Genomic DNA, 21,976 nt, shown 5'->3' on the forward strand with positions numbered 1-21,976 from the left:
GATCGATTCAGGAGGAGTGACGAGAGTGAACGACGACCGTAGCGAGGAGGGGCCGCGCGGCCTGACCCGCCGGCGCGTGCTGCAGATCGGCACCGCCGCCGCCGTCGTGGCGGCCGCGGCCCCGGCGCTGGGGGGAGAGGCGGTCGCCGAGGCGGCGGCGCGCCCGGGCGCGGGCGGGTTCGCCCGGCCCGGCGCGGCCGTGCGGCCGAGGTTCCGCTGGTGGTGGCCGGACGGGCTGGTGGACCCCGCCGAGATCCGCCGCGAGATCGACCAGATGGCCGAGGCCGGGTTCGGCGGCGGTGAGATCTCCGCCGTGCACCACAGCATCAGGGACGCGTCCGTGCTGGACCCGGCGGGGCACGGCTGGGGTACGGCGGCATGGGTCGCCGGCGTCGAGGCCGCGCTGGACCAGGCGGCCCGGCGCGGGCTGACCGTCGACCTGACGATCGGCCCGGCCTGGCCCGCCGCCGTCCCGACGATCGCGCCGGACGACGACGCCGCCGTCCAGGAGCTGGCCTACGGGACGGTGACGGTCGCGGGCGGCGCGACCCACGACGGCCCGGTGCCCGAGCCCGTCGTGGCGGCGGCGGACGGCGTGACGAAGCGGGACCTCGTCGCCGTCCACGCCGTGAAGGTCGACGCGGCGAACGCGACCCGCAAGGAGACCGGGCTCGACTTCGCCTCCTTCACCGACCTCACCGCCCAGGCGAAGGACGGCCGGATCACCTGGACGGCCCCGGCCGGCGGCGACTGGCTGCTGCTGTCGTACTGGCGGCGCGGCAGCGGGCAGCAGCCCGAAGGCGGCCCGCACAGCAGCCCCGAGTCCTACGTCGTCGACCACTTCAGCAAGGCGGGCACCCGCGCGGTCACCGCGTTCTGGGAGGCGCGGCTGCTCACCCCGCGCGTCCGCAAGCTGATCCGCAAGGCCGGCGCTACGCTGTTCGAGGACTCGATCGAGCTGGAGACGGACGCCCTCAACTGGACCCCGGACCTGCCCGCCGAGTTCAAGAGGCGGCGCGGCTACGACCTGACGCCGTACCTGCCTGTGCTCGTCCTGAACAACGAGAACACCGTCTACTCCTACGAGGCGGACCGCACCGCGCAGGCGCGGCACGACTTCTGGCTGACGGTCTCGGACCTGCTGAACGAGTACCACTTCGAGGCGCTGCGGACGTGGGCGCACTCGGTCGGGCTGGAGCTGCGCGCCCAGCCGTACGGGCTGCAGACCGACGCGATCCGGTCGGCGGCGATCCTGGACGTCCCGGAGGGCGAGTCGCTCGGGTTCCACAACCTGGACGACTACCGCGCGCTCGCCGGAGGCCGCGACATGGCGGGACGCGAGCTGCTGTCCTGCGAGGCGGGCGCGTACCAGGGCGGCGCGTACAACACCACGTGGGACAAGCTGCTGCGCACCATGGGCGGCGCCTACGCGGCCGGCCTCAACCAGACCGTCTTCCACGGGTTCTCCTACGCGACCGCGCCCGGCGCGGCCTGGCCCGGGTTCGCGGCGTTCACCCCGTACAACGGCGGCATCGGGTTCGCCGAGGCGTGGGGGCCGCGGCAGCCGACCTGGCGGCACGTCCCCGACATCGCCGCCTACTTCGCGCGGATCCACCAGACATTGCGCGCCGGGAAGAGCCGCATCGACGTCGCGGTGTTCCGGCAGAAGGGGTACACCAAGACCGGCATCGGCGTCGGCTGGTTCACCAAGTACGGCGTTCCGCTCGGCTGGACGCACCAGATGATCAGCGCGCCGCTGCTGGACCTGCCGTCGGCGAAGGTCCGCGACGGGCGGCTCGCCCCCGACGGCCCCGCCTACCAGGTGCTGTTCGTCGAGGGCGACCGCTTCAACGGCAACGCGTGCACGCTGCCGCTCGACAGCGCCCGCACGATGCTGAAGCTCGCCAAGGCGGGCCTGCCGCTGGTCTTCCTGGGCGACTGGTCGGCCGCGACGGTCCCCGGCATCGCGAAAGACGGAGAGAACGACGCCCTCCGCGCCGTCATCAAGGAGATGTTCGCGCTACCACGCGTGAAGAACGTCGCCGCGGAGACCGACGTGCAGGGCGCGCTCGACGCCCTCGGCCTGCGGCCCGAGGCGCGCTACGCGCAGAGTTCCACGCTGCTCAACGCCCACCGGCGGGACGGCGGCGTCGACTACTTCTACCTGTGCAACGGCAAGCACGCTGAGACGGTCAAGCCGCCGGTCGCCGCGATCGACCACGAGGTCGCCTTCGTCCGCGCCGACCGCAAGGCCGTCCCGTACCGGCTGGACCTGTGGACCGGGGAGACCGAGCCGATCGCGGTCTACAAGGCCGACGGCGACACCGTCACGGTCCGGATCGCGCTCCAGCCGTCCGAGGCGACCGTGATCATGCTGGCGCGCGGCGGGCACCACCCGTCCGCGACCGCCTCGCAGGCCGAGGTCCGGGTGGACGGGCAGCGGCTCGTCGCCCGCGTGACCGCCGCCGGCACCTACGCGACCACCCTCGCCGGCGGGCGCACGGTCACGACCGCGATCGGCGCCGTCCCCGCCGCGCGGACCCTCACGACCTGGCGGCTGCGCGTCGAGGACATGACCCCGGACGGCACGAAGCGCCACGACCTGACGCTCGACGCGCTGAAGGCCTGGCCCGACATCCCCGAACTCGCGGACGTCTCCGGCATCGGCACCTACACCACCACGGTGACGTGGGACGGCGGCGCGGGCACCGGCGCCGTCCTGGACCTCGGCGAGGTCTTCGACACCTGCCGGGTGTCGGTGAACGGGCGCCGCGTCCCGCCGGTCAGCGTGCTGTACCCGTCCGTGGACATCGGCCCCTACCTGCGGCGCGGCACCAACACCATCGAGGTGGAGGTCGCCACGACGCTGAACAACCGGCTGCGGGTGTCCGACCCCGGCGTCTACGGCGGCGCGCCGCGGCAGGCGTACGGGCTGATCGGGCCGGTCCGGCTCGTCCCGTACGGCGAGGCGGTGATCCGCACCCGCTGAACCGGCTCTGAAAAAGCCGCTTCGAGAACGAGTGCGGGAGGGCGTTGGCCCGCCCTCCCGCACCTGAACCCCCGTCAATCCCATCCTGCACACGGAACGGAACACGAGGAATCCATGTATCACAGCGTAACCAGGCGGCGCATCGCCGCTCTGACCCTGGGAATGTCCGCCCTGATCGCCGCCCAGGCCGTCCCGGCGTCGGCCTCTTCCGGGCACGGGAGCGGGCACGGCTCGGCGCCGTGGAAGCGGTACATCCTGTCGCCGTCGTCCCGGACGGTCCGCCCCGTCGCCGTCTACAACACCAGCGGTGACGTCACGAACCCGTCCGCCGTCCTCAAGGGGCACAAGACCACGCTGAGCGGCGCCGGATCGTACGTCACGCTCGACTTCGGCAAGGAGGTCGGCGGCCTCACCACCCTGCACTTCTCCGGATCGGACGGCGCGCAGCAGGTCGGGCTGGCGTTCAACGAGTCCTCCGCCTACGTCACCACCGACAGCGACGCCTCCACCGGCGGCCCCCGCAGCCGCGACGGCGCCCTCACCGCCGACGTGGACGGCCGCACCACCTACACCACGCCGGAGAAGTACCTGCGCGGCGGCTTCCGCTACCTGACGATCTTCATGCAGTCCGCCGGGAGCGTCGACCTGGACGGGGTGTCGCTGCACTACACGCCCGCGCCGCAGCTGAAGGACCCGTCGAAGTACGCGAACTACTTCTACTCCAGCGACGACCTGCTGAACCGGATCTGGTACGCGGGCGCCTACACCGTCCAGCTGAACACGATCTCGCCGAAGACCGGCCGCGTGTGGGAGGCGCCGGCGGCGCTGTGGGACAACACCGGCGACATCGGCTCCGGGACGTCCATCCTCGTGGACGGCGCCAAGCGCGACCGGACGGTCTGGCCCGGCGACCTCGGCGTCGAGATCCCCACCGCGTACGCGGCGTTCGACGACACCGCGTCGGCCCGCAACTCGCTCGACGTGATCTACCAGCACCAGCGCGACACCGGCGAGCTGCCCTACGCCGGGCCGGAGCTGAACAAGTACGGCTCGGACACCTACCACCTGTGGACGCTGGCCGCGAGCTGGGACTACTACAAGTACACCGGTGACACGCGCTGGGTCTCCGGGATCTGGGACCAGTACAAGAAGGCCGTCGACTACAGCTCCGCGAAGGTCGACGCGAAGGGCCTGCTGTCGATCACGGGGACGTCGGACTCCGTCCGCATCCTCGCCAAGGGCGAAAACCTCATCGCGAACGTGCTGCTGTGGCGCGTCCTCGACACCGGTTCGCAGCTCGCCCGCACCCAGGGCGACACCGCCCTCGCCGCGTCCTACGCCCAGCGCGCCGCCGCGCTGCGCACCGCCATCAACGCCAACTTCTGGGACGACGCCGCCGGGGCGTACACGTTCTACCCCGGCAACACGATCCACCCGCAGGACGGCAACTCGCTCGCCGTCTGGTACGGGCTGGCCGACCAGGAGCAGGCGCGCCGGATCAGCGCCGAGCTGAAGGGCAACTGGAACGAGGTCGCCTCCACCGCGCCCGAGAACAAGGGCAACCCGGGCGTCTTCTCCGGGTCGATGGAGGTCAACGCGCACTTCGCCGCCGGCGGGCAGGCCGCCGACCAGGCCGGCGTCGACATCATCCGCCGCGAGTGGGGATACATGCTCGGCAACCCGCAGGGGACGGGAAGCACGTTCTGGGAGTCGTACCGCAACCCCGGCGACGGCTGCGTCTTCTGCAGCTCCTACACCAGCCTCGCGCACGCGTGGGCGACCGGCCCCGTCACGGCGCTGACCTTCGGCGTCCTCGGCCTGAACCCGACCGGGACGGGCGGGCGGTCGTTCGACTTCGTCCCGCACATCGCCGATTTGACCTTCGCCCAGGGCCGCATCACCACGACGCTCGGCGCCGTCGAGGGCTCCTGGAAGGTCGCCAAGGGCGCCTACACGGCGAAGCTGAAGGCGCCGCGCGCCGCGACCGGACGCGCCGGCGTGCCCACGTTCGGCACGCGGATCAAGGTCCGGGTCGACGGGCACCTCGTCTGGGACGGCACCCGCGCGCTGATGAAGGGCGTCCGCACCGACGGCGAGTACGTCTACGTCGACGGCCTGCACGGCGACCACACCATCCGGAGCGAGCGGGCATGACCGGCGCCCTGAACCGCAGGGCGTTCCTCGGCACGGCGGGCGCCGCTTCGGCGGCGCTCGCCCTCCCCGCCCTGCCCGCACGGCCCGCCCGCGCCGAAACCGTCCGCGTGTCGCCGAAGCCGGCGCTCGCACCGTTCCCGCTGTCGGACGTCACGCTGCTGGACGGCCCGTTCCGCGCGAACATGACCCGTACCTGCACCTACCTGAAGTTCGTCGACGCCGACCGGCTCCTGCACACCTTCCGGCTGAACGTGGGGCTGCCGTCGTCGGCGGAGCCGTGCGGCGGCTGGGAGGCGCCGGACGTCCAGCTGCGCGGCCACTCCACCGGGCACCTGCTGTCGGCGCTCGCGCAGGCGCACGCCAACACCGGCGACGACGCGTACGCGGCCAAGGGCCGGTACATCGTCGGCGAGCTGGCGAAATGCCAGGCGGCCTCGCCGTCGGCCGGGTTCGGCGCCGGGTACCTGTCGGCGTTCGAGGAGGCCGTCTTCGACCAGATGGAGGCGGGCGGCCACCCCTGGGCGCCGTACTACACCCTCCACAAGATCATGGCCGGGCTGCTCGACCAGTACCGGCTGAGCGGCAACGCGCAGGCGCTGACCGTGCTCAAGGGGATGGCGTCCTGGGCCGGAACCCGCACGGCCAAGCTGAGCACCGCCCAGATGCAGGCGGTGCTCGGCGTCGAGTTCGGCGGCATGAACGACGTGCTCGCCGAGCTGTACCAGGTCACCGGCGACCCCGAGCACCTGGCGACGGCCCGCCGCTTCGACCACGAGGCGGTCTTCGGACCGCTCGCCGCCCGCACCGACGCCCTCGACGGCCTGCACGCCAACACCCAGATCCCCAAGATCGTCGGTGCGGTGCGCGAGTACGAGGCGACCGGCGAGACCCGCTACCACGACATCGCCGCCTTTTTCTGGGACACGGTCGTCCACCACCATTCCTACGTGATCGGCGGGAACAGCAACAACGAGCTCTTCTGCCCGCCCGGCGAGATCGCCAGCCGGCTCGGCTCCGACACCTGCGAGAACTGCAACTCCTACAACATGCTGAAGCTCTCGCGGCTGCTGTTCCTGCACGACCCGTCCGCGTCCGCCTACATGGACTACTACGAGTGGACGCTGCTCAACCAGATGCTCGGCGAACAGGACCCCGACTCCGAGCACGGGTTCGTCACCTACTACACCGGCCTGTGGCCCGGCTCGCAGCGCGAGGTCAAAGGCGGCCTGAAGGCGGCGCCCGGCAGCTACAGCTCCGACTACGACAACTTCTCCTGCGACCACGGCACCGGAATGGAGACGGCGACGAAATTCGCCGACAGCATCTATTTCCGTTCCGGTGACGAGATGTACGTCAACCTCTTCATTCCGTCCGAGGTGACCTGGAAGGAACGCGGAATCGGGCTCCGGCAGGAGACCGGGTACCCGCACTCCGACCGGACGCGGCTGACGGTGACGTCCGGCTCGTCCCGGTTCACGCTGAAGATCCGGGTGCCGGGCTGGCTCGGCGCGCGCGGCGCCCGGCCCCGGATCAAGGTGAACGGCGCCGCCGTGCCGGTGAAGGCCCGTCCCGGGACCTACGTCGCGATCGAGCGGCACTGGAAGCGCGGCGACGTCGTCGACGTCGCGATGCCGATGGCGCCAGTGTGGCGGAAGGCGCCCGACAACCCGTGCGTCCAGGCCGTCAGCGTCGGCCCGGTCGTCCTGGCGGGGGAGTACGGAGACCGGACGCTCAACGCGTTCCCGGCGATCGACCCGCGCTCTCTGCGCGCCGACCGCGGTGCTCCGCTGGCCTACACCGCCACGGCGGACGGCGCGACCGTGAAGCTGAAGCCGTTCGCCGAAGTCCAGCACGAGCACTACACGGTGTACTGGGCGACGCCCGCGCCGCGCCGCAAGCCCGCGCTGCTGGCGCACTTCCCCCTCACCGGGCGGAGCCTCGCCGACGCGACGGGCCGGTGGCCGGACGCGTCGCTGGCGTCCGGCGCGGCGTGGGCCGAGGACGGCGGCGCGGTCGTGCTCGACGGCACCGGCGGCCACGTCGCGCTGCCCGCCGGGCTCCTGTCCGGGCTCGACGCGCTGACCGTCTCCCTCTGGCTGAACCTCGACACCGTCCCCAACAACACGCGGGTGTTCGACCTCGGGTTCAACAAGACGACGTACTTCGCCGTCATCGCCCGGACCGGGTCGGCCAAGGCCCGCTTCACCATGAAGATCACCGGCATGGACGGCGAGGACTACGCCGACGCGCCGTCCGCCCTCCCCGCCGGCGCCTGGACCCACGTCGCCGTCACCGCCGGGGGCGGATCGGCGGTCCTGTACGTCGACGGGGTCCCGGCCGGACGCAACGACGCCCTCGTCATGAGCCCCCTCGCACTCGGCGCCACCACGCACAACTACCTCGGCCGCTCCCAGGACACCCGCAACCCGGCCATGGACGGCCAGGTCACCGGGTTCCGCCTCTACGACCACGTCCTGACGGCCGACGAGATCGCCTCCCTGCACACGCAGGGCCGTTCCTAGGAGAGACCCCTTGCGCAACCCGATGCGCGGCCTCGCGGCCGCAGCGGTGACCGCCGTCCTGCCCCTCAGCCTCCTCGCCGCGCCGGCGCACGCCGCCGCCCCCGCGGGCGTCACCGGCCTGCGGGCCGACGACCTGTCCCAGGCGCTCGGCATCGACGACACCACCCCGCCCCTCACCTGGCAGCTGCGCGGCGGCCGGAACACCGCCCAGACCGCCTACCAGATCCAGGCCGCCACCAGCGAGAAGGCGCTGCACCGGGGCCGCCCCGACCTGTGGGACTCCGGCCGCGTCGCCTCCGCCGCCCAGCGCACCGACTACGCCGGCAAGGCGCTCGGCAGCCGCACCCGCGTGTACTGGCGGGTCCGCGTGTGGACGGGCCCGAAGGCGTCCGGCTGGTCGGCGCCGTCCTGGTTCGAGACCGGCCTCACCGCCCAGAGCGACTGGCAGGGCCGCTGGATCGGCCAGAAGGACTGGCAGACCAGCACCAAGAAGCCCGACCCGATCGTGGTGAAGCTGCCGAAGACCACCGCCCGCTACGTCCGCCTCGACGTCACCAAGCTGGGGCTGCCGATGGTCGAGCAGGTGCCGGACGAGACGTACCGGCTCCAGCTCGCCGAGCTGGAGGTCCGCGACTCCGCCGACCCCGGCACGAACCTCGCCGCCGGGCGGACCGTCACCGCGTCCGACAACGGCGGCAACGTCAACCGCAAGTGGGGCACCCGCTACCTCACCGACGGGACGGAGACGACGAACCAGGAGTTCGCCGGCTGGTCCAGCTCCGCCTACACCAAGGCGGACGTCTCGGACGCGCCGCTGACGCTGACCGTCGACCTCAAGGACGCCAAGGCGTTCGACGAGGTCCTGCTGTTCCCGCGCACCGACCAGCCCGCCGAGGGCGGGAAGGTCCCGTACGCGCCCGCCGACTTCACCGTCGGCACGTCCGACGCCGCCGACGGCGCGTTCGAGAACCGCGCGGCCGTCACCGGGCAGCAGCCGCCGGAGTCGCCGATCCCCGAAGCGCTGCCGATCTTCGCCAAGGACTTCTCGCTGCCGCGCGGCGTCCGCGACGCCCGCCTCTACGTCGCCGGGCTCGGCGTCTACGAGGCGCGGCTCAACGGCCGCCGCATCGGCGACGCCGAGCTCGAACCCGCCAACACCGGGTACGCCGAGCGCGTCCAGTACGCGACGTACGACGTCACGAAGATGCTGCGGCCCGGCGGCAACACGCTCGGCGTCGAACTCGGCAACGGCACCGCCAACGTGATCTCCACGCCCGACCGGTACCGCAAGTTCTCCGGCACCATCAGCGACCCCAAGCTGATGGCGCAGCTGGAGGTCACGCTCGCGAACGGGCAGGTCGTGCGGGTCGCCAGCGACGGGACGTGGAAGACCGTCCTCGGGCCCGTCACCTTCTCCAACTGGTACGGCGGCGAGGACCACGACGCCCGCCGCGAGCGCCCCGGCTGGGACCGGCCCGGCGCGTCCCGCTCCGGCTGGGAGGCCGCCGTCCCGGTGGCGGCGCCCGGCGCGCTCAGCGGGCGCGAGGCCGAACCCGTCCGCGTCGTCGAGACCCTGCCCGGCAAGCGGGTCGGCTCCGGCGACGGCTACCAGGTCTTCGACATCGGCCGGGTCATCGCCGGACGCCCCGAGATCACCGTCACCGCGCCCGCCGGCACCGCCGTGCGCGTCTACCCGTCCGAGAGCCTCAAGGACGGCCGCGCCGACCAGTCGATCAGCAACGTCGGCGCGCCGATCTGGGACCAGTACACGACCCGCACCTCGCGCGCCGAGACCTGGCACCCGCAGTTCTCCTACGGCTCGTTCCGGTACCTGGAGGTGCGCGGCCTGCCCGCCGGCGCGACGATCACCGTCCGCGGGCAGGCGCTGCGCAACGACACCGCGTCCGCCGGCACGTTCAGCTCGTCCAACGACCTCATCAACGGGATCCACGGGCTGATCAGGCGCGCCATCGAGAACAACATGCAGAGCATCCTCACCGACTGCCCGAGCCGCGAGAAGCTCGGCTGGCTGGAGCAGGACCACCTCGTCGGCGACGCCCTCGCCGCCAACTACGACGTGCACGCGCTGCTGCGCAAGGTCGTCCAGGACATGGCGGACGCGCAGACCGACACCGGCCTCATCCCGTCCACCGTGCCGGACTACACCGTCCTCGCCGGCGCCTACCGCGACGACCCCAACTGGGGCGGCGCGTTCGTCGTCGTCCCGTGGCAGCTGTACCAGAACTACGGCGACACCGAGACGATGCGGACGTACTACGCGCAGATGAAGAAGTACTCCGCCTACCTGGAGGCCCGCGCGACCGACGGGCTCACCGACTACAGCCTCGGCGACTGGTTCACGCCCGACCGGACGTTCCCGAAGATGGTGTCGGGCACCTACGGCTACTGGCGCGTCAACGACACCCTCGCCAAGATCGCCGGGGTCCTCGGCGAGACCGCCGACGCCGCCGCCTACAAGGCCAAGGCGGACCAGAGCGTCAAGTCCCTCACCGACAAGTACTACGACGCCTCCACCGGCACGTTCGCGGGCGGCGGCCAGGGCGCCGAGGCCATCGCCCTCGACATGGGCGCGGTGCCCGCGGCCGACCGGCAGAAGCTCCTCGACCACCTGGTGTCCAGCGTGAAGGACGCCGGCTACCACCTGCTGCTCGGCGAGATCTCGCTGCCGTCGGCGTTCCGCGTCCTGCCCGACGACGTCGTCTACCGGATCGCCACGCAGACCGACAGCCCCAGCTACGGCTACCAGGTCGTGCACGGCAACACCGCCCTCGGCGAGTCGTGGGACGGCGGCAGCGGCCAGTCGCAGGACCACTTCATGCTCGGCTCGATCGACTCGTGGTTCACCTCCCGCCTCGCCGGCATCCAGCAGGCGGCCGGCTCCACCGGCTACCGGAACCTGGTCGTCGCCCCGGCCGTCGTCGGCGACCTGACCAGCGCGTCCGCGACCCGGCAGACCCCGTACGGCGAGGTCCGCTCGTCCTGGACGCGCGACGGCGGCAAGGTCACGCTGACCGTCACCGTCCCGGCCGGCGGCACCGCCGAGGTCCACGTCCCCGGCACCGCCGAACCCGCGAAGGTCGGCTCCGGCACCTGGACCTTCCACGGCACCGTCGCCTGACGACCCGGGCCCGCCCTCCCATCACCCCCCGGGGAGGGCGGGCCCGGCGCCAGCGCACCGCCCCGGGGCGGTGTCATGTCGCGAAGGTCCAGCGGGTCGCGGCGTACGGCTCGACGAACGCGACGCCGACCGCGGCGCGGACGGTGAAGCGGTACAGGTGCCACGGCGGCGGGCCCGCGCTCTGCGCGCTGTACGGGGCGGTGAACGCGTCGCCGTCGACCTGTGCGGGCCAGCCGCCCTCGCGGTAGGCGGCGGCGACGGGTTCGAGCACGGCCGGGTCGGTGACCCGCGCCGCCTCGCCTTCGAGGACGAGGTCCAGGCCCTCCAGCCGGGCGGACAGCGTGCACGCCGGGTTCCGCGCGAGGTTGCGGGACTTGCGCGTGCCGGGGCCGCTGGTGAAGTACAGATCGCCGTCGTGCCACAGGGCGCCGATGCCGGCCGAGTGGGGCCGGCCGTCCGGGCGGACCGTGCCGAGGAAGACGGGCGTCTCCATCCGCGGCAGGCCCTCGGCCAGCGCGGTCCGGGCCCGTTCCCAGGGCATCGGGCCGCCGCTGTCGTAGATGTCCAGGTCTTTGACGTCGACGGGTTCGCGGTCGGTCATGGCTGTCACCTCTCCGTTCGTGCGGTCTCGAGAGATATGACCGGCGAGCGCCCGGGAACTCATCGGCTCGCGATCACCGGGGACGCCCTCCGCCGGCTCGCCGCACGCGTCCGGCCGCCCGAGCCGCGGCAGGGCGGCGTGCGAGGCTGCTCACAGGTTCGGTGCCCGATCTGCTGGGCACGGCTCTCCTGGCACGGCGGATTTCCGGACCGGCGGATTCCAGGCAGGCGCCATCCGAAGGGGGAGGACCATGACCGTACCCGACGTCAGGCTCAACGACGGGGCCATGATGCCGCAGCTCGGCTTCGGGGTGTTCCAGGTGTCCGACGAGGAGGCCGAGCACGCCGTGGAGGTCGCGCTGCGCGACGGCTACCGCAGCGTCGACACCGCCAGCGCCTACGGCAACGAGGAGGGCACCGGCCGCGCGCTGCGCGCGTCCGGGCTGCCGCGCGAGGAGCTGTTCGTCACCACCAAGCTGTGGAACAGCGACCAGGGCTACGACCGGACGCTCCGGGCGTTCGACGCCAGCATGCGCCGCCTCGGCCTGGACTACCTCGACCTGTACCTGATCCACTGGCCGATGCCCGGCCACGACACCTACATGGACACCTGGCGGGCGTTCCAGAAGCTCCAGGAGGACGGCCGGATCCGCTCGATCGGCGTCTCCAACTTCACCGTCGACGCGCTGCGCCGAGTGATGGACGAGTCCGGCACGGTGCCCGCGGTCAACCAGATCGAGCTGCACCCCTACTTCCAGCAGGACGGCCTCCGCGCGTTCCACCGGGAGCACGGCATCCACACCGAGGCCTGGGCGCCGCTCGGGCAGGGCCAGGGCCTGCTGGACGACCCGGCGCTCGCCCGCATCGCGCAGGCGCACGACCGGACCCCGGCGCAGGTGGTGCTGCGCTGGCACCTGCAGATCGGCAACGTGGTCATCCCGAAGTCGGTGACGCCGAGGCGGATCGCCGAGAACATCGACGTGTTCGGCTTCGACCTCGGCCCGGACGACATGAAGACGATCGCCGAGCTGGACAAGGGCGCCCGGGTCGGCCCCGACCCGGCCACCTTCGAGATGGCCTGACCTCCGGGGCGCGTCAGGGGCGGCGGCGCCAGGCGGCGAGCGCCGCGTCGACGTCGGCGCGGATGCGGTCGCGGGCCGCGCGGCGCGGCACCCCGGACATCAGCAGCGCGTCGTAGCCGGTGTCGAGGTGCCGGATCGAGGCGATGACGGCGAGCGTGACGGCGTTCTCGTCCAGGTCGCGGCCCGCCGCCGTGCGGCCGACCCGCCCGCTGCCGCGCAGCCCGGCGTGCCGGGCGATCTCCTCGGCGCGGCCGGGCGGGCAGCCGGGGAACAGCCGGACGATCTCGACGGCCATCCGCTCCTGGAAGCCGGCGTCCTCGGCGGCGCGGCGCTCCCGGTCGCGGTCGCGGCGGCGGGCGCGCGCGTCCTCGTCGGCGAGGCACTGCTCCTCGGCGCGCTCCAGCGCCGCCTCCTCGACCAGCACGCCGCGCCGCTCGTAGCGCTTGCGGCGCCGGTTGTGCCGGACGACGACGGCCGACAGCCCGCTCTCCTTCTTCGCGCGGCGGCTCAGCGCGGCGTTCCCGGACGGCAGGAACACCAGGTGCCCGAGGTCGGCGCAGTCCAGGCAGAGCGGCGCGCCGTCCTCGATGACCTGGAGGCCGCCGGGGGAGTGGCAGCCGCCGCACGTCCAGTCGCCCGCCGGCATCAGGACGGTGAGGTCGGGCGCCTTGGCCTGCCGGGCGGCGAGGCGCTCGCGCTGCGCGGGGGTCAGCTCGGGCGACAGCCAGTGCGTGCGGTGGTCGCGTTCGGCGGCGGCGCTCCCGCTCGCGGTGAAGCGCAGCTCGCGGTGGTCGCGGGTGGCGGCCGGGTAGGGGGTCTCGGCGGGCTCCAGGCCGTTCGCCTCGGCCCAGGCGCGCAGGGCGCGCAGCGCGGCGGCGATCCGGTCGGGGCGGACGGCCATCGCGGCGTGCAGGTGGTCGTGCCGCCCCTGCCGCCACTCGTCGACGGTCGCGGTCCGGAGCCAGCCGAGCCGGACGAACACCTCCACGGGCGCCACGGTCCGGGACCGCTTCAGCAGCTCTCCGGCGGCGTCCGACACCCGGCGCGCCAGCCGGGACTCATGCACCTCGCTCACGGCGCACCACGCTATAGGACCCCTCGGACGATACCCCCCGACCTGCGTCGATCACGAAAAGTCACGCAGCGTAGCGTTCTGTGCATGGGGGACGATCGGACGAGCTGGACGGGCCCGGGCGGTCTGCGCGTGACGGCGGTGCGGCTGTCGGGGGCGCACGGGGTGTGGGCGGCGCTCGCGGGCGTGCGCGGAGCCGGCGCGTACCTCGTGACGCGGAACGGCGAGATCGTCGGCTACTACGCCACCGTGGAGGAGCTCGCGGACGTGCTGGACCTGGCCGAGCTGCGCGCCGACTAGGGACCCTGCCCTGGGCCGTGCTAGGGGAAATCCCCCGGGGGTCACCGGTTGCAAGGCGCTCGGCGGCAAGGCCGGCAAGCAGATCAAGGTCGTCGCCTTCGACGGCACCCCGGACGGCATCAAAGCCGTCCAGGACGGCACGCTGAACGCGACCGTCGCGCAGCAGCCCCGGCTGCTCGGCAAGATGGCCGTGGACAGCGCGCTCAAGGCGGCCAGGGGCGGCGCGCTGGTCGCCAACGCCCCGGTGCCGGTGAAGATCGCCACGCCGGAGAACGCCGCCCAGTTCGCCACACACTAGAAGGGGAGTCCCGTGCCGGATCAGTACGACGTCGTCGTGGTCGGCTCGGTCAACGCGGACCTGGTGGTCGGCGTCGACCGGAGGCCCGCGCCGGGGGAGACCGTCCTCGGCTCCGACCTCGCCACCCACCCGGGCGGCAAGGGCGCCAACCAGGCGGTCGCCGCCGCCCGGCTCGGCGGGCGGGTCGGGATCGTCGGCCGGATCGGCGACGACGGGCACGGCGCGCTGCTGCGCGACGCGCTCGCCGGCGCCGGCGTCGACCTCGCGCACCTGGCGGTCACGCCCGGCCCGAGCGGCGTCGCGCTGATCACGGTAGGGCCGGACGGCGACAACAGCATCATCGTCTCGCCCGGCGCCAACGCCCGGCTGACCCCCGGCGACGTCGCCGCGGCCGGCGACATGATCGCCGCCGCGTCCGTGGTGACGTTCCAGCTCGAGGTGCCGATGCCCGCGATCGAGGCCGCCGCCCGCGCGGCGGCCTCCGCGGGCGCCCGGGTCGTGCTGAACCTGTCGCCGACCGCACCCGTCCCGGACGAGGTCCTCGCGCTCTGCGACCCGCTCGTGGTCAACGAGCACGAGGCCGCGTGGCTGCTCGGCGACGCCGGCGCCGCGTCCCCTGACGACATGGCCAGGGCGCTGCTGCGCTCCGGCCCCCGCTCGGCCGTCATCACCCTCGGCCCCGGCGGCGCCGTCGTCGCCGACGCCGACGGCACGGCCGCCGTCCCATCGCCGAAGGTGGAGGCGGTCGACACCACCGGAGCGGGCGACGCGTTCACCGCAGCCCTCTGCCTGCGCCTCGCCCGCGGCGACTCCCTGCCGGACGCGGCCCGCTACGCCGCCCGCGTCGGCGCCGCCGCCGTCCGCAGGCCCGGTGCCCAGACCAGCTACCCCGCCCCCGACGAGCTGCCACGCTGACCGTCCGGCCGCGGGGGGTCAGCGGGTGGTGCGGGCGCGCAGGCGGTAGAGGTCGTCGGCCACGTCGTGGACGTCGGCGCCGAGGTCGAACGCGCTGAACAGGTGCAGGTCGTCGGCGGTCTCGATCTCCAGCATCCGGGTGTGCAGCAGCAGCCGGCGCCGCTCGTCCACCCGGATCGCCGTCACCGCCTCCCAGGGGACGCGGCGGTGCCCCGCGTAGCCGGTGACGACCGTCACGCCGTCCCGGTCGGCGGCCACCCGCACGGGCGCGAGCAGGTCCCGCAGCGCGACCGCCGCGAGGCCCAGCGCCGCGACGCCCGCCAGCAGCAGCCGCTCGTCGTCGCCGCCGCTGAGCGCGGCCAGCGCCGCGACCGCGGCGGCCGCCGCGCACTTGGCCGCGACGACCTTGGGCGGCACCCGCCAGCGCCGCGCCTCCCGCCCGTCCATGCGCCCACCGTAGTGGTAAGCGTGTTCCGTCCGGTGAAGGCCGGTCTGGCGTTCCCGCCGCGCGGGTGTCCGATACCGTCGAGGACATGCGACTCGGCGTGCTGGACGTGGGCTCGAACACGGTGCACCTCCTGGTGGTGGACGCCCATCTGGGGGCCCGCCCGCTGCCCGCGTTCTCCCACAAGGCGGAACTGCGGCTCGCCGCGCACCTGGAGGACGGCGACCGGCTGTCGGAGCGGGGCGAGCGGCTGCTCCGCGAGTTCGTCGACGAGGCCCTGCAGATCGCCGAGGACAAGGGCGTCGAGGACCTGGTCGCGTTCGCCACCTCCGCGATCCGCGACGCCGCCAACGGCGAGGAGATCCTCGACCGGATCCGCACGGAGAAGCGGATCGGCATCGACGTGCTGTCCGGCGAGGACGAGGCGCGGCTGACGTTCCTCGCCGTCCGCCGCTGGTTCGGCTGGTCGTCCGGGCGGCTGCTGGTGGTCGACATCGGCGGCGGCTCCCTGGAGATCGCGTCCGGCATCGACGAGGAGCCGGACGCGGCGTTCTCGCTGCCGCTCGGCGCGGGCCGCCTCACCCGCGACTGGCTCACCGCCGACCCGCCGCCCTCCGACGAGGTCCGCGCGCTGCGCCGGCACGTCCGCGCGGAGATCGCCCGGCACGTCGGGGAGGTGTCCCGGTACGGGCCCGCCGACCACGCGGTGGCGACGTCCAAGACGTTCCGGCAGCTCGCCCGGATCGCGGGTGCGGCGCCCTCGGCCGATGGACCGTACCAGCGGCGCGTCCTGCAGGACTCCGACCTCACCGACTGGGCCGACAAGCTCGCGCAGCTGACGTCCGCCGAGCGCGCGGAGCTGCCGGGGGTGTCGGAGTCGCGGGCGCCGCAGCTGCTCGCCGGCGCGATCGTGGCGGACGCGGCGATGGACCTGTTCGAGCTGAAGGAGCTGGAGATCTGCCCCTGGGCGCTGCGCGAGGGCGTCATCCTGCGGCGCATCGACCACGCGTCGCCCCTCGGGACGGGCCGCTAGGCGGGCCGGTTTCCGCCGCGCGGGCTCACGACCAGCTCGGATGGCCGAGGACGTGGCCGGCGGGGGTGAGGACGCGGTCGCCGGTGCCGTCGGCGCGGACGGCGTGGATCACCGGCGCGGCGACCGGGCCGCGGACGTAGCAGAGCCAGCGGCCGTTGCGGGACCAGCCCGGGTCCATGTCGTGCAGGCCGCCGGTGGTGAGGGCGCGCGCGTTGGATCCGTCGGCGTTCATCACCCAGATCTCGCTGGTCGCGGACGGCCCGCGGGTATAGGCGATCTTCGTGCCGTCCGGCGACCATTCGGGGTCGACGGAGCGGACGCCGTCCTTCGTCAGCCGCGTCCAGGCCCGGGACGGGTGGTCGGGGTCGAGGGTGTAGATCTGCTCGGCGCCGTCCTTCTTGCTCCAGAAGGCGATCCGCCCGGTGGACGACCACATCGGGTCGTCCTTCGCCGAGCCGTCGTCGGTCAGCCGGGTGACCGCACCGGTGGCGAGGGCGACGGTGTAGATCTGGCGGGTGCCGCCGGAGCCGCCCATGTAGGCCAGGCGGGTGCCGTCGGGCGACCAGGTCACCCGGCCGCCCGCGATGTCGGCGACCTTGTGCACGCCGCTGCCGTCGGCGTTCATGACCTGCGCGGACGTGGCTCCGTCGACCGTGCGGGTGAACGCGATGTACTTGCCGTCCGGCGACCGCTCCGGGAGCACGTCGCAGGCGGGCCCGCCGACGAGCGTGGTGGGCGCGGCGGCGCCGGGCGTGTAGGTGCCGATGTCGGCGTGGCAGTCCTCCGGCCAGCCGGAGGCGGTGTCGATCCGCACCAGCATCGGCTCGGCCGGGAACCCGGTGGCGACGGCGCCCGTGTTGGACCCGCGGTGGTCGTCGTCGGGGCGGGTGAGGAAGTAGGCGCCGGCGGCCGCGACGAGGACGACCGCGAGCGCAGCCGCCCCGATCAGCGGCGCGCGCCGGACGCGCCGGAGGGGAGGCGGGGCCGTCCCGTGGGACGGCGTCGTCGGGGCGTGCGGGAGCTGCTGCAGGCGCTCGCTCTCGGGGGACGGCGCGGTCTGGGCGAGCTCGTTCGCGGGCGCGGTCGCCGGATGCGGCACCGGCCCCGCGCCCACGCCGCCGCCGGGTGACCCGGGCACCGGAACCGCGCCGCCGGCCGGCGGGTGCGGCATCGGCGCCGCGCCGCCCGCGTCGCGGGACGTCACGTCCGGGCGCGGCACCGGCGGCGTCGTCCACGACGCGCCGAGGGTGTGCGACACGTCGGCGTCTCCGGCCCCGCCGACCAGGGCGAGCAGCAGGTCGCGGGCGCTCGGCCGCTGCTCGGGGTCCTTGCGCAGCGCGGACCGCACCAGCCGCGACAGCGGCTCCGGCAGCTCGCCGAGCTCCGGTTCGGCGTGCACGGCGCGCGCCGCCAGCAACTCGAAGGAGCCCTGCCCGAACGGGTTGCGCCCCGACGCGGCGAAGGCGACCAGGCAGCCCCACGCGAACACGTCCACCGCCGTGGTGATCCGGTTCGCGGTGATCTGCTCGGGAGCGAACCAGCCGGGGGTGCCGACGACCTGCCCCGTCCGGGTGTGCGAGGACGCCGCGTCCAGCGCCCGCGCGATGCCGAAGTCGATCACGCGGGGGCCGGAGATGGACAGCAGCACGTTGCTGGGCTTGAGGTCGCGGTGCACGAGGCCCGCGCTGTGGATCGCGACGAGCGCGGCGGCGACGCCCACCGCGACGCCGTGCAGCATGCCGGGCGACAGCGGCCCGGTGCCGGTGACGTGGTCGAGCAGCGAAGGGCCCTCGATGTACTCGGTGACCATGTAGGCCAGGCCGAGGTCCTCGCCGTGCTCCAGGACCTGCGCGGTGCAGAACGACGCGACCCGCTCGGCGTTCGCGGCCTCGTCGTGGAAGCGGGCGAGGAACACCTTGTTGCCCGCGAGGTCCGGGCGGACGACCTTCACCGCGACGGCCCGGCCGCCGGGGTCGCGGCCGAGGTACACCGCGCCCATCCCGCCCTCGCCGATCCGCGCCTCGATGCGGTACCGGCCGACCCGCGTCGGATCGTCCGGCCCGAGCTCGCGGGGTGCCGGCGCGGCGGCCCGCGGACGCGACAGTGGGCTCTCCATCGGCGATCAGCCTTTCGCAGGAGCCGCGCCTTGGCGGCCGCCCCCGACGGCGGCACGCGACCCTCTCCGTACAACGATGACACACATCGGACGCGCCGGGCAGGGCTCGGGTTCGGACTCGCGTCAGTGGAAGTTGCGGGCGCGGACCTTGCCGGGGACGGGGAGGCGGCGCAGCCGGGCGGCGCGCACGTTGGTGACGCCGTCGGCGCGTTCGAGGCGCCCGCCGACCAGCAGCGCCTGCGAGTCGACGGCGAGGCCGCGGTGCCGCTGGAACACCTGCGGCGGGCAGACGACGTTGATGATGCCGGTCTCGTCCTCCAGCGTCATGAACACGATGCCGCCGGCGGTCGGCGGGCGCTGCCGGTGGGTGACCAGGCCCGCGACGAGGACGTTGGTGCCGGACGGCGTCGCGGCGAGGCGCCGCGAGGACAGGGCGCCGAGCTCGTCGAGGGCGTCCCGGACGTGCGCGACGGGATGGGTGTGCGAGACGCCGGTGGCCCACAGGTCGGCGAGGGTCTCCTCGATCGGCGTCATCGGCGGCAGCGCGGGGGCCGCCGCGCCGGGCGTGACGCCTTCGAGCCGCCCGGGGCCGGTGCCGGCGAGCGCGCCCGCCGCCCACAGCGCCTCGCGCCGCGTCATGCCGAGGCAGCCGAACGCCCCGGCGGTCGCGAGCGCCTCCAGCGCCGCCGCCGGAAGCGGGACGCGCCGGGCCAGGTCCTCCATGCTGGTGTAGGGGCGTCCGGCGGCGATCAGCTCGGCGGTGTCCTCGCCGAGGTTGCGGATGCCGGCGAGGCCGGCGCGGATCGCGGGCTGCGGCGCGGCGGGCGCGTGCGGATGGTCCGACGCCACCTCGATGGGCTCTTCCAGCGTGGGGTGGACGCCGCTGGCGTTGATGTCGACGCCGCGGACGACGACGCCGTGCCGCCGTGCGTCCGCCAGCAGCGACTGCGAGCTGTAGAACCCCATCGGCTGGTTGCGGACGAGCGCCGCGGTGAACGCGGCGGGGAAGTGCCGCTTCAGCCAGGCGCTCGCGTACACCAGGTGCGCGAAGCTCTGCGCGTGCGACTCGGGGAACCCGAACCCGGTGAAGCCGAGGATCTTCTCGTAGACGCTCTCGGCGGTGCCGGCGGGGATGCCGCGCTCGGCCATCCCGGCGAGCAGCCGCGCGCGGAGCCGTTCGACGCGTTCGGGCGCGCGCTTGGCGCCCATCGCTTGCCGCAGCTGGTCGGCCTCGTTCGGGGTGAAGCCGGCGCAGTCCACGGCGAGCTGCATCATCTGCTCCTGGAACAGCGGGACGCCGAGCGTCCGGCGCAGCGCGGGCTCCATCAGCGGATGCGGGCACGTCGCCGGTTCGAGGCCCTTGCGGCGCCGCAGGTACGGGTGGACGGACCCGCCCTGGATCGGGCCCGGCCGGATCAGCGCGACCTCCACCACCAGGTCGTAGAACTCGCGGGGCCGCAGCCTGGGCAGCGTCGCCATCTGCGCGCGGGACTCGACCTGGAACACCCCGACGGTGTCGGCGTCGCACAGCATGTCGTAGACCTCGGGGTCCTCCGGCGGGATCGACTGGAGGTCGTGCCGCTGCCCGTGGTGCTCGGCGACGAGGTCGAAGCAGTCGTGCAGCGCCGCGAGCATGCCGAGGCCGAGCAGGTCGAACTTCACCAGGCCGGCCGCCGCGCAGTCGTCCTTGTCCCACTGCAGGACGCTGCGGCCCGGCATCGTCGCCCACTCGATCGGGCAGACCTCGCCGACGGGGCGGTCCGCGATGACCATGCCGCCGGAGTGGATGCCGAGGTGGCGCGGCAGCGTCAGCATCCGGCCCGCCAGCTCCATGACGGGCGCCGGGATGCCGGTCTCCGACCCGACCGGGTCGCGCGGGTCGATGCTCTTGGACCACGCGTCCTGCTGGCCGGGGGAGAACCCGAGCGCGCGCGCCGCGTCCCGGACGGCCATGCGCGGCCGGTAGCTGATGACGTTCGCGACCTGCGCGGTGCACTCCCGCCCGTACTTGCGGTAGACGTACTGGATGGCCTCCTCGCGGCGCTTGTGCTCGATGTCGAGGTCGATGTCGGGCGGGCCGTCGCGGCCGGGGGACAGGAACCGCTCGAACAGCAGCCCGTGCCGGACGGCGTCGACGCCGGTGATGCCGAGCGCGTAGCAGACCGCGGAGTTCGCCGCCGACCCGCGCCCCTGGCACAGGATTCCCTTGCTCCGGCAGAACTCCACGATGTCGTGGACGATCAGGAAGTAGCCGGGGAAGTTCAGCTGCTCGATGACGTCGAGCTCTTTCGCGATCTGCGCGTACGCGCCCGACACCCGCTCGCGGTCCGGCGGCCCATACCGCTTGAGCGCGCCCTCCTTCACCAGGTGCCGCAGCCAACTCGCCTCGTTGTGGCCGTCCGGGACGGGCCAGTCGGGCAGCCGGGGCGCGACGACGCCGAACCCGAACCGGCATTCGCGTCCCAGCTCCACCGTGCGCTCCAGCACGCCGGGGAAGCGCGCCAGCCGCGCCGCCATCTCCGCGCCGCTGCGCAGGTGCGCGGTGCCGCTCGCGGGCAGCCAGCCGACCATGTCGTCCATGCTGCGGCGCGCCCGCACCGCCGCCATCGCCTGCGCGAGGCGCGCGTCGCCGCCGGGCGCGGCGAAGTGCACGTTGTTGGACGCGACGACGCCCGCCCCGACCCGGGCGGCCAGCGCGAACAGGGCGTCGTTGCGCTCGTCGTCGTCCGGCTGGTCGTGGTCGACCAGCTCGACGAACACGTTCTCGCGGCCGAACATCTCGATCATCCGCCGCAGTTCCCGCTCCGCCGCGTCCGGGCCGCCGGACTCCAGCGCCGCCGGGACCGGGCCCTTGCGGCACCCGGTCAGCACCGCCCACTGCCCGCCGTGCGCGCCGGCGAGCGCGTCCAGGTCGTACACCGGACGGCCCTTGCGCCCGCCCGCGAGCTGCGCCCCGGTGATCGCCGAGCAGAGCCGCCCGTACCCCTCCGGTCCTCTGGCCAGGACGAGCAGGTGCCGGCCCGCCGGGTCGGGCTCCCCGGTCTGCGGTCCCGGCAGTCCGAGGCTCAGCTCCGCGCCGAACACCGTCCCGATGCCCGACTCGCGCGCCGCCTGCGCGAACTGGACCGCGCCGTACATCCCGTCGTGGTCGGTGACCGCCATCGTCTCGACGCCCAGCCGCGCGGCCTCCGCGACCAGCGCGTCCGGGGAGCTGGCGCCGTCGAGGAAGCTGAACGACGAGTGGACGTGCAGCTCCGCCCACGGCACGCCGACCTCCGCGCGCCGCGGCGCCTCGGCCTCGTCCGGCACCT

The 21,976-nt window shown here is 73.8% G+C and carries 14 protein-coding genes; 9 read left to right on the forward strand and 5 right to left on the reverse strand.

Features of this window, described 5'->3' with window-relative positions; translation table 11 throughout:
- Positions 1-25 precede the first annotated feature (25 nt).
- From F8568_RS11520 to F8568_RS11535, 4 genes are all read left to right on the forward strand, one after another.
- Entirely contained in the window at positions 26-2,989 is a 2,964-nt protein-coding gene (locus tag F8568_RS11520) for a glycosyl hydrolase (protein WP_151593516.1), read from the forward strand.
- Positions 2,990-3,103: 114 nt separating this feature from the next.
- Positions 3,104-5,143, forward strand: coding sequence for an alpha-L-rhamnosidase-related protein (locus F8568_RS11525; protein WP_151593517.1), 2,040 nt, complete (start codon positions 3,104-3,106; stop codon positions 5,141-5,143).
- Positions 5,140-7,665 (forward strand): beta-L-arabinofuranosidase domain-containing protein, encoded by a 2,526-nt coding sequence (locus F8568_RS11530; RefSeq protein WP_151593518.1) that lies wholly within the window; start codon positions 5,140-5,142, stop codon positions 7,663-7,665. The genes F8568_RS11525 and F8568_RS11530 overlap by 4 nt, the downstream gene beginning before the upstream one ends.
- Before the next feature lie 10 nt (positions 7,666-7,675).
- Positions 7,676-10,804, forward strand: a complete 3,129-nt coding sequence (locus tag F8568_RS11535) for a family 78 glycoside hydrolase catalytic domain (RefSeq protein WP_202124800.1) — start codon at positions 7,676-7,678, stop codon at positions 10,802-10,804.
- Between the two features lie 73 nt (positions 10,805-10,877).
- On the opposite strand, the gene F8568_RS11540 is transcribed toward F8568_RS11535, so the two are convergent.
- Entirely contained in the window at positions 10,878-11,405 is a 528-nt protein-coding gene (locus tag F8568_RS11540) for a pyridoxamine 5'-phosphate oxidase family protein (RefSeq protein WP_151593519.1), read from the reverse strand.
- A 250-nt stretch (positions 11,406-11,655) separates the two neighbouring features.
- Here F8568_RS11540 and F8568_RS11545 point away from each other — a divergent pair, with 250 nt between their 5' ends.
- Positions 11,656-12,486 (forward strand): aldo/keto reductase, encoded by an 831-nt coding sequence (locus F8568_RS11545; protein ID WP_151593520.1) that lies wholly within the window; start codon positions 11,656-11,658, stop codon positions 12,484-12,486.
- 13 nt (positions 12,487-12,499) lie between these two features.
- Here the strand turns inward: F8568_RS11545 and F8568_RS11550 are convergent, their stop codons facing one another.
- A complete protein-coding gene (locus F8568_RS11550; protein WP_328600820.1) occupies positions 12,500-13,561 on the reverse strand; it encodes a DUF2293 domain-containing protein in 1,062 nt (353 codons plus the stop codon).
- Positions 13,562-13,645: 84 nt separating this feature from the next.
- Between F8568_RS11550 and F8568_RS11555 the strand changes: the two genes are divergently transcribed.
- The 3 genes from F8568_RS11555 to F8568_RS11565 are packed head-to-tail and all read left to right on the forward strand — an operon-like array spanning position 13,646 to position 15,071.
- Complete coding sequence (locus F8568_RS11555) at positions 13,646-13,858, forward strand: hypothetical protein (RefSeq protein ID WP_151593521.1); 213 nt, start codon at positions 13,646-13,648, stop codon at positions 13,856-13,858.
- Positions 13,859-13,868: 10 nt separating this feature from the next.
- A complete protein-coding gene (locus F8568_RS49505) occupies positions 13,869-14,156 on the forward strand; it encodes a substrate-binding domain-containing protein (RefSeq protein ID WP_151593522.1) in 288 nt (95 codons plus the stop codon).
- Positions 14,157-14,168: 12 nt separating this feature from the next.
- Positions 14,169-15,071: a ribokinase gene (locus F8568_RS11565; protein WP_151593523.1), complete on the forward strand. Its 903-nt coding sequence runs from the start codon at positions 14,169-14,171 to the stop codon at positions 15,069-15,071.
- Positions 15,072-15,089: 18 nt separating this feature from the next.
- On the opposite strand, the gene F8568_RS11570 is transcribed toward F8568_RS11565, so the two are convergent.
- The gene (locus tag F8568_RS11570; RefSeq protein WP_151593524.1) at positions 15,090-15,518 is read right to left on the reverse strand and encodes a PH domain-containing protein; all 429 of its coding nucleotides are present in this window, start codon (positions 15,516-15,518) and stop codon (positions 15,090-15,092) included.
- A gap of 86 nt (positions 15,519-15,604) precedes the next feature.
- Between F8568_RS11570 and F8568_RS11575 the strand changes: the two genes are divergently transcribed.
- Positions 15,605-16,549, forward strand: coding sequence for a Ppx/GppA phosphatase family protein (locus tag F8568_RS11575; protein WP_151593525.1), 945 nt, complete (start codon positions 15,605-15,607; stop codon positions 16,547-16,549).
- Positions 16,550-16,574: 25 nt separating this feature from the next.
- On the opposite strand, the gene F8568_RS11580 is transcribed toward F8568_RS11575, so the two are convergent.
- Positions 16,575-18,665, reverse strand: a complete 2,091-nt coding sequence (locus F8568_RS11580) for a protein kinase domain-containing protein (RefSeq protein WP_151593526.1) — start codon at positions 18,663-18,665, stop codon at positions 16,575-16,577.
- A gap of 123 nt (positions 18,666-18,788) precedes the next feature.
- Entirely contained in the window at positions 18,789-21,974 is a 3,186-nt protein-coding gene (locus tag F8568_RS11585; protein WP_328600821.1) for an error-prone DNA polymerase, read from the reverse strand.
- Positions 21,975-21,976 lie beyond the last annotated feature (2 nt).

Source organism: Actinomadura physcomitrii (assembly GCF_008923205.2).
In the GTDB taxonomy this organism is placed as follows: Bacteria; Actinomycetota; Actinomycetes; order Streptosporangiales; family Streptosporangiaceae; genus Spirillospora; species Spirillospora physcomitrii.

Excerpts from the sequence above, each read along its gene's own strand:
- F8568_RS11525 (WP_151593517.1), top strand. The coding sequence starts at position 3,104 with ATGTATCACAGCGTAACCAGGCGGCGCATCGCCGCTCTGACCCTGGGA.
- F8568_RS11530 (WP_151593518.1), top strand. The coding sequence starts at position 5,140 with ATGACCGGCGCCCTGAACCGCAGGGCGTTCCTCGGCACGGCGGGCGCC.
- F8568_RS11540 (WP_151593519.1), bottom strand. The coding sequence starts at position 11,405 with ATGACCGACCGCGAACCCGTCGACGTCAAAGACCTGGACATCTACGAC.
- F8568_RS11545 (WP_151593520.1), top strand. The coding sequence starts at position 11,656 with ATGACCGTACCCGACGTCAGGCTCAACGACGGGGCCATGATGCCGCAG.
- F8568_RS11555 (WP_151593521.1), top strand. The coding sequence starts at position 13,646 with ATGGGGGACGATCGGACGAGCTGGACGGGCCCGGGCGGTCTGCGCGTG.
- F8568_RS11570 (WP_151593524.1), bottom strand. The coding sequence starts at position 15,518 with ATGGACGGGCGGGAGGCGCGGCGCTGGCGGGTGCCGCCCAAGGTCGTC.
- F8568_RS11575 (WP_151593525.1), top strand. The coding sequence starts at position 15,605 with ATGCGACTCGGCGTGCTGGACGTGGGCTCGAACACGGTGCACCTCCTG.
- F8568_RS11580 (WP_151593526.1), bottom strand. The coding sequence starts at position 18,665 with ATGGAGAGCCCACTGTCGCGTCCGCGGGCCGCCGCGCCGGCACCCCGC.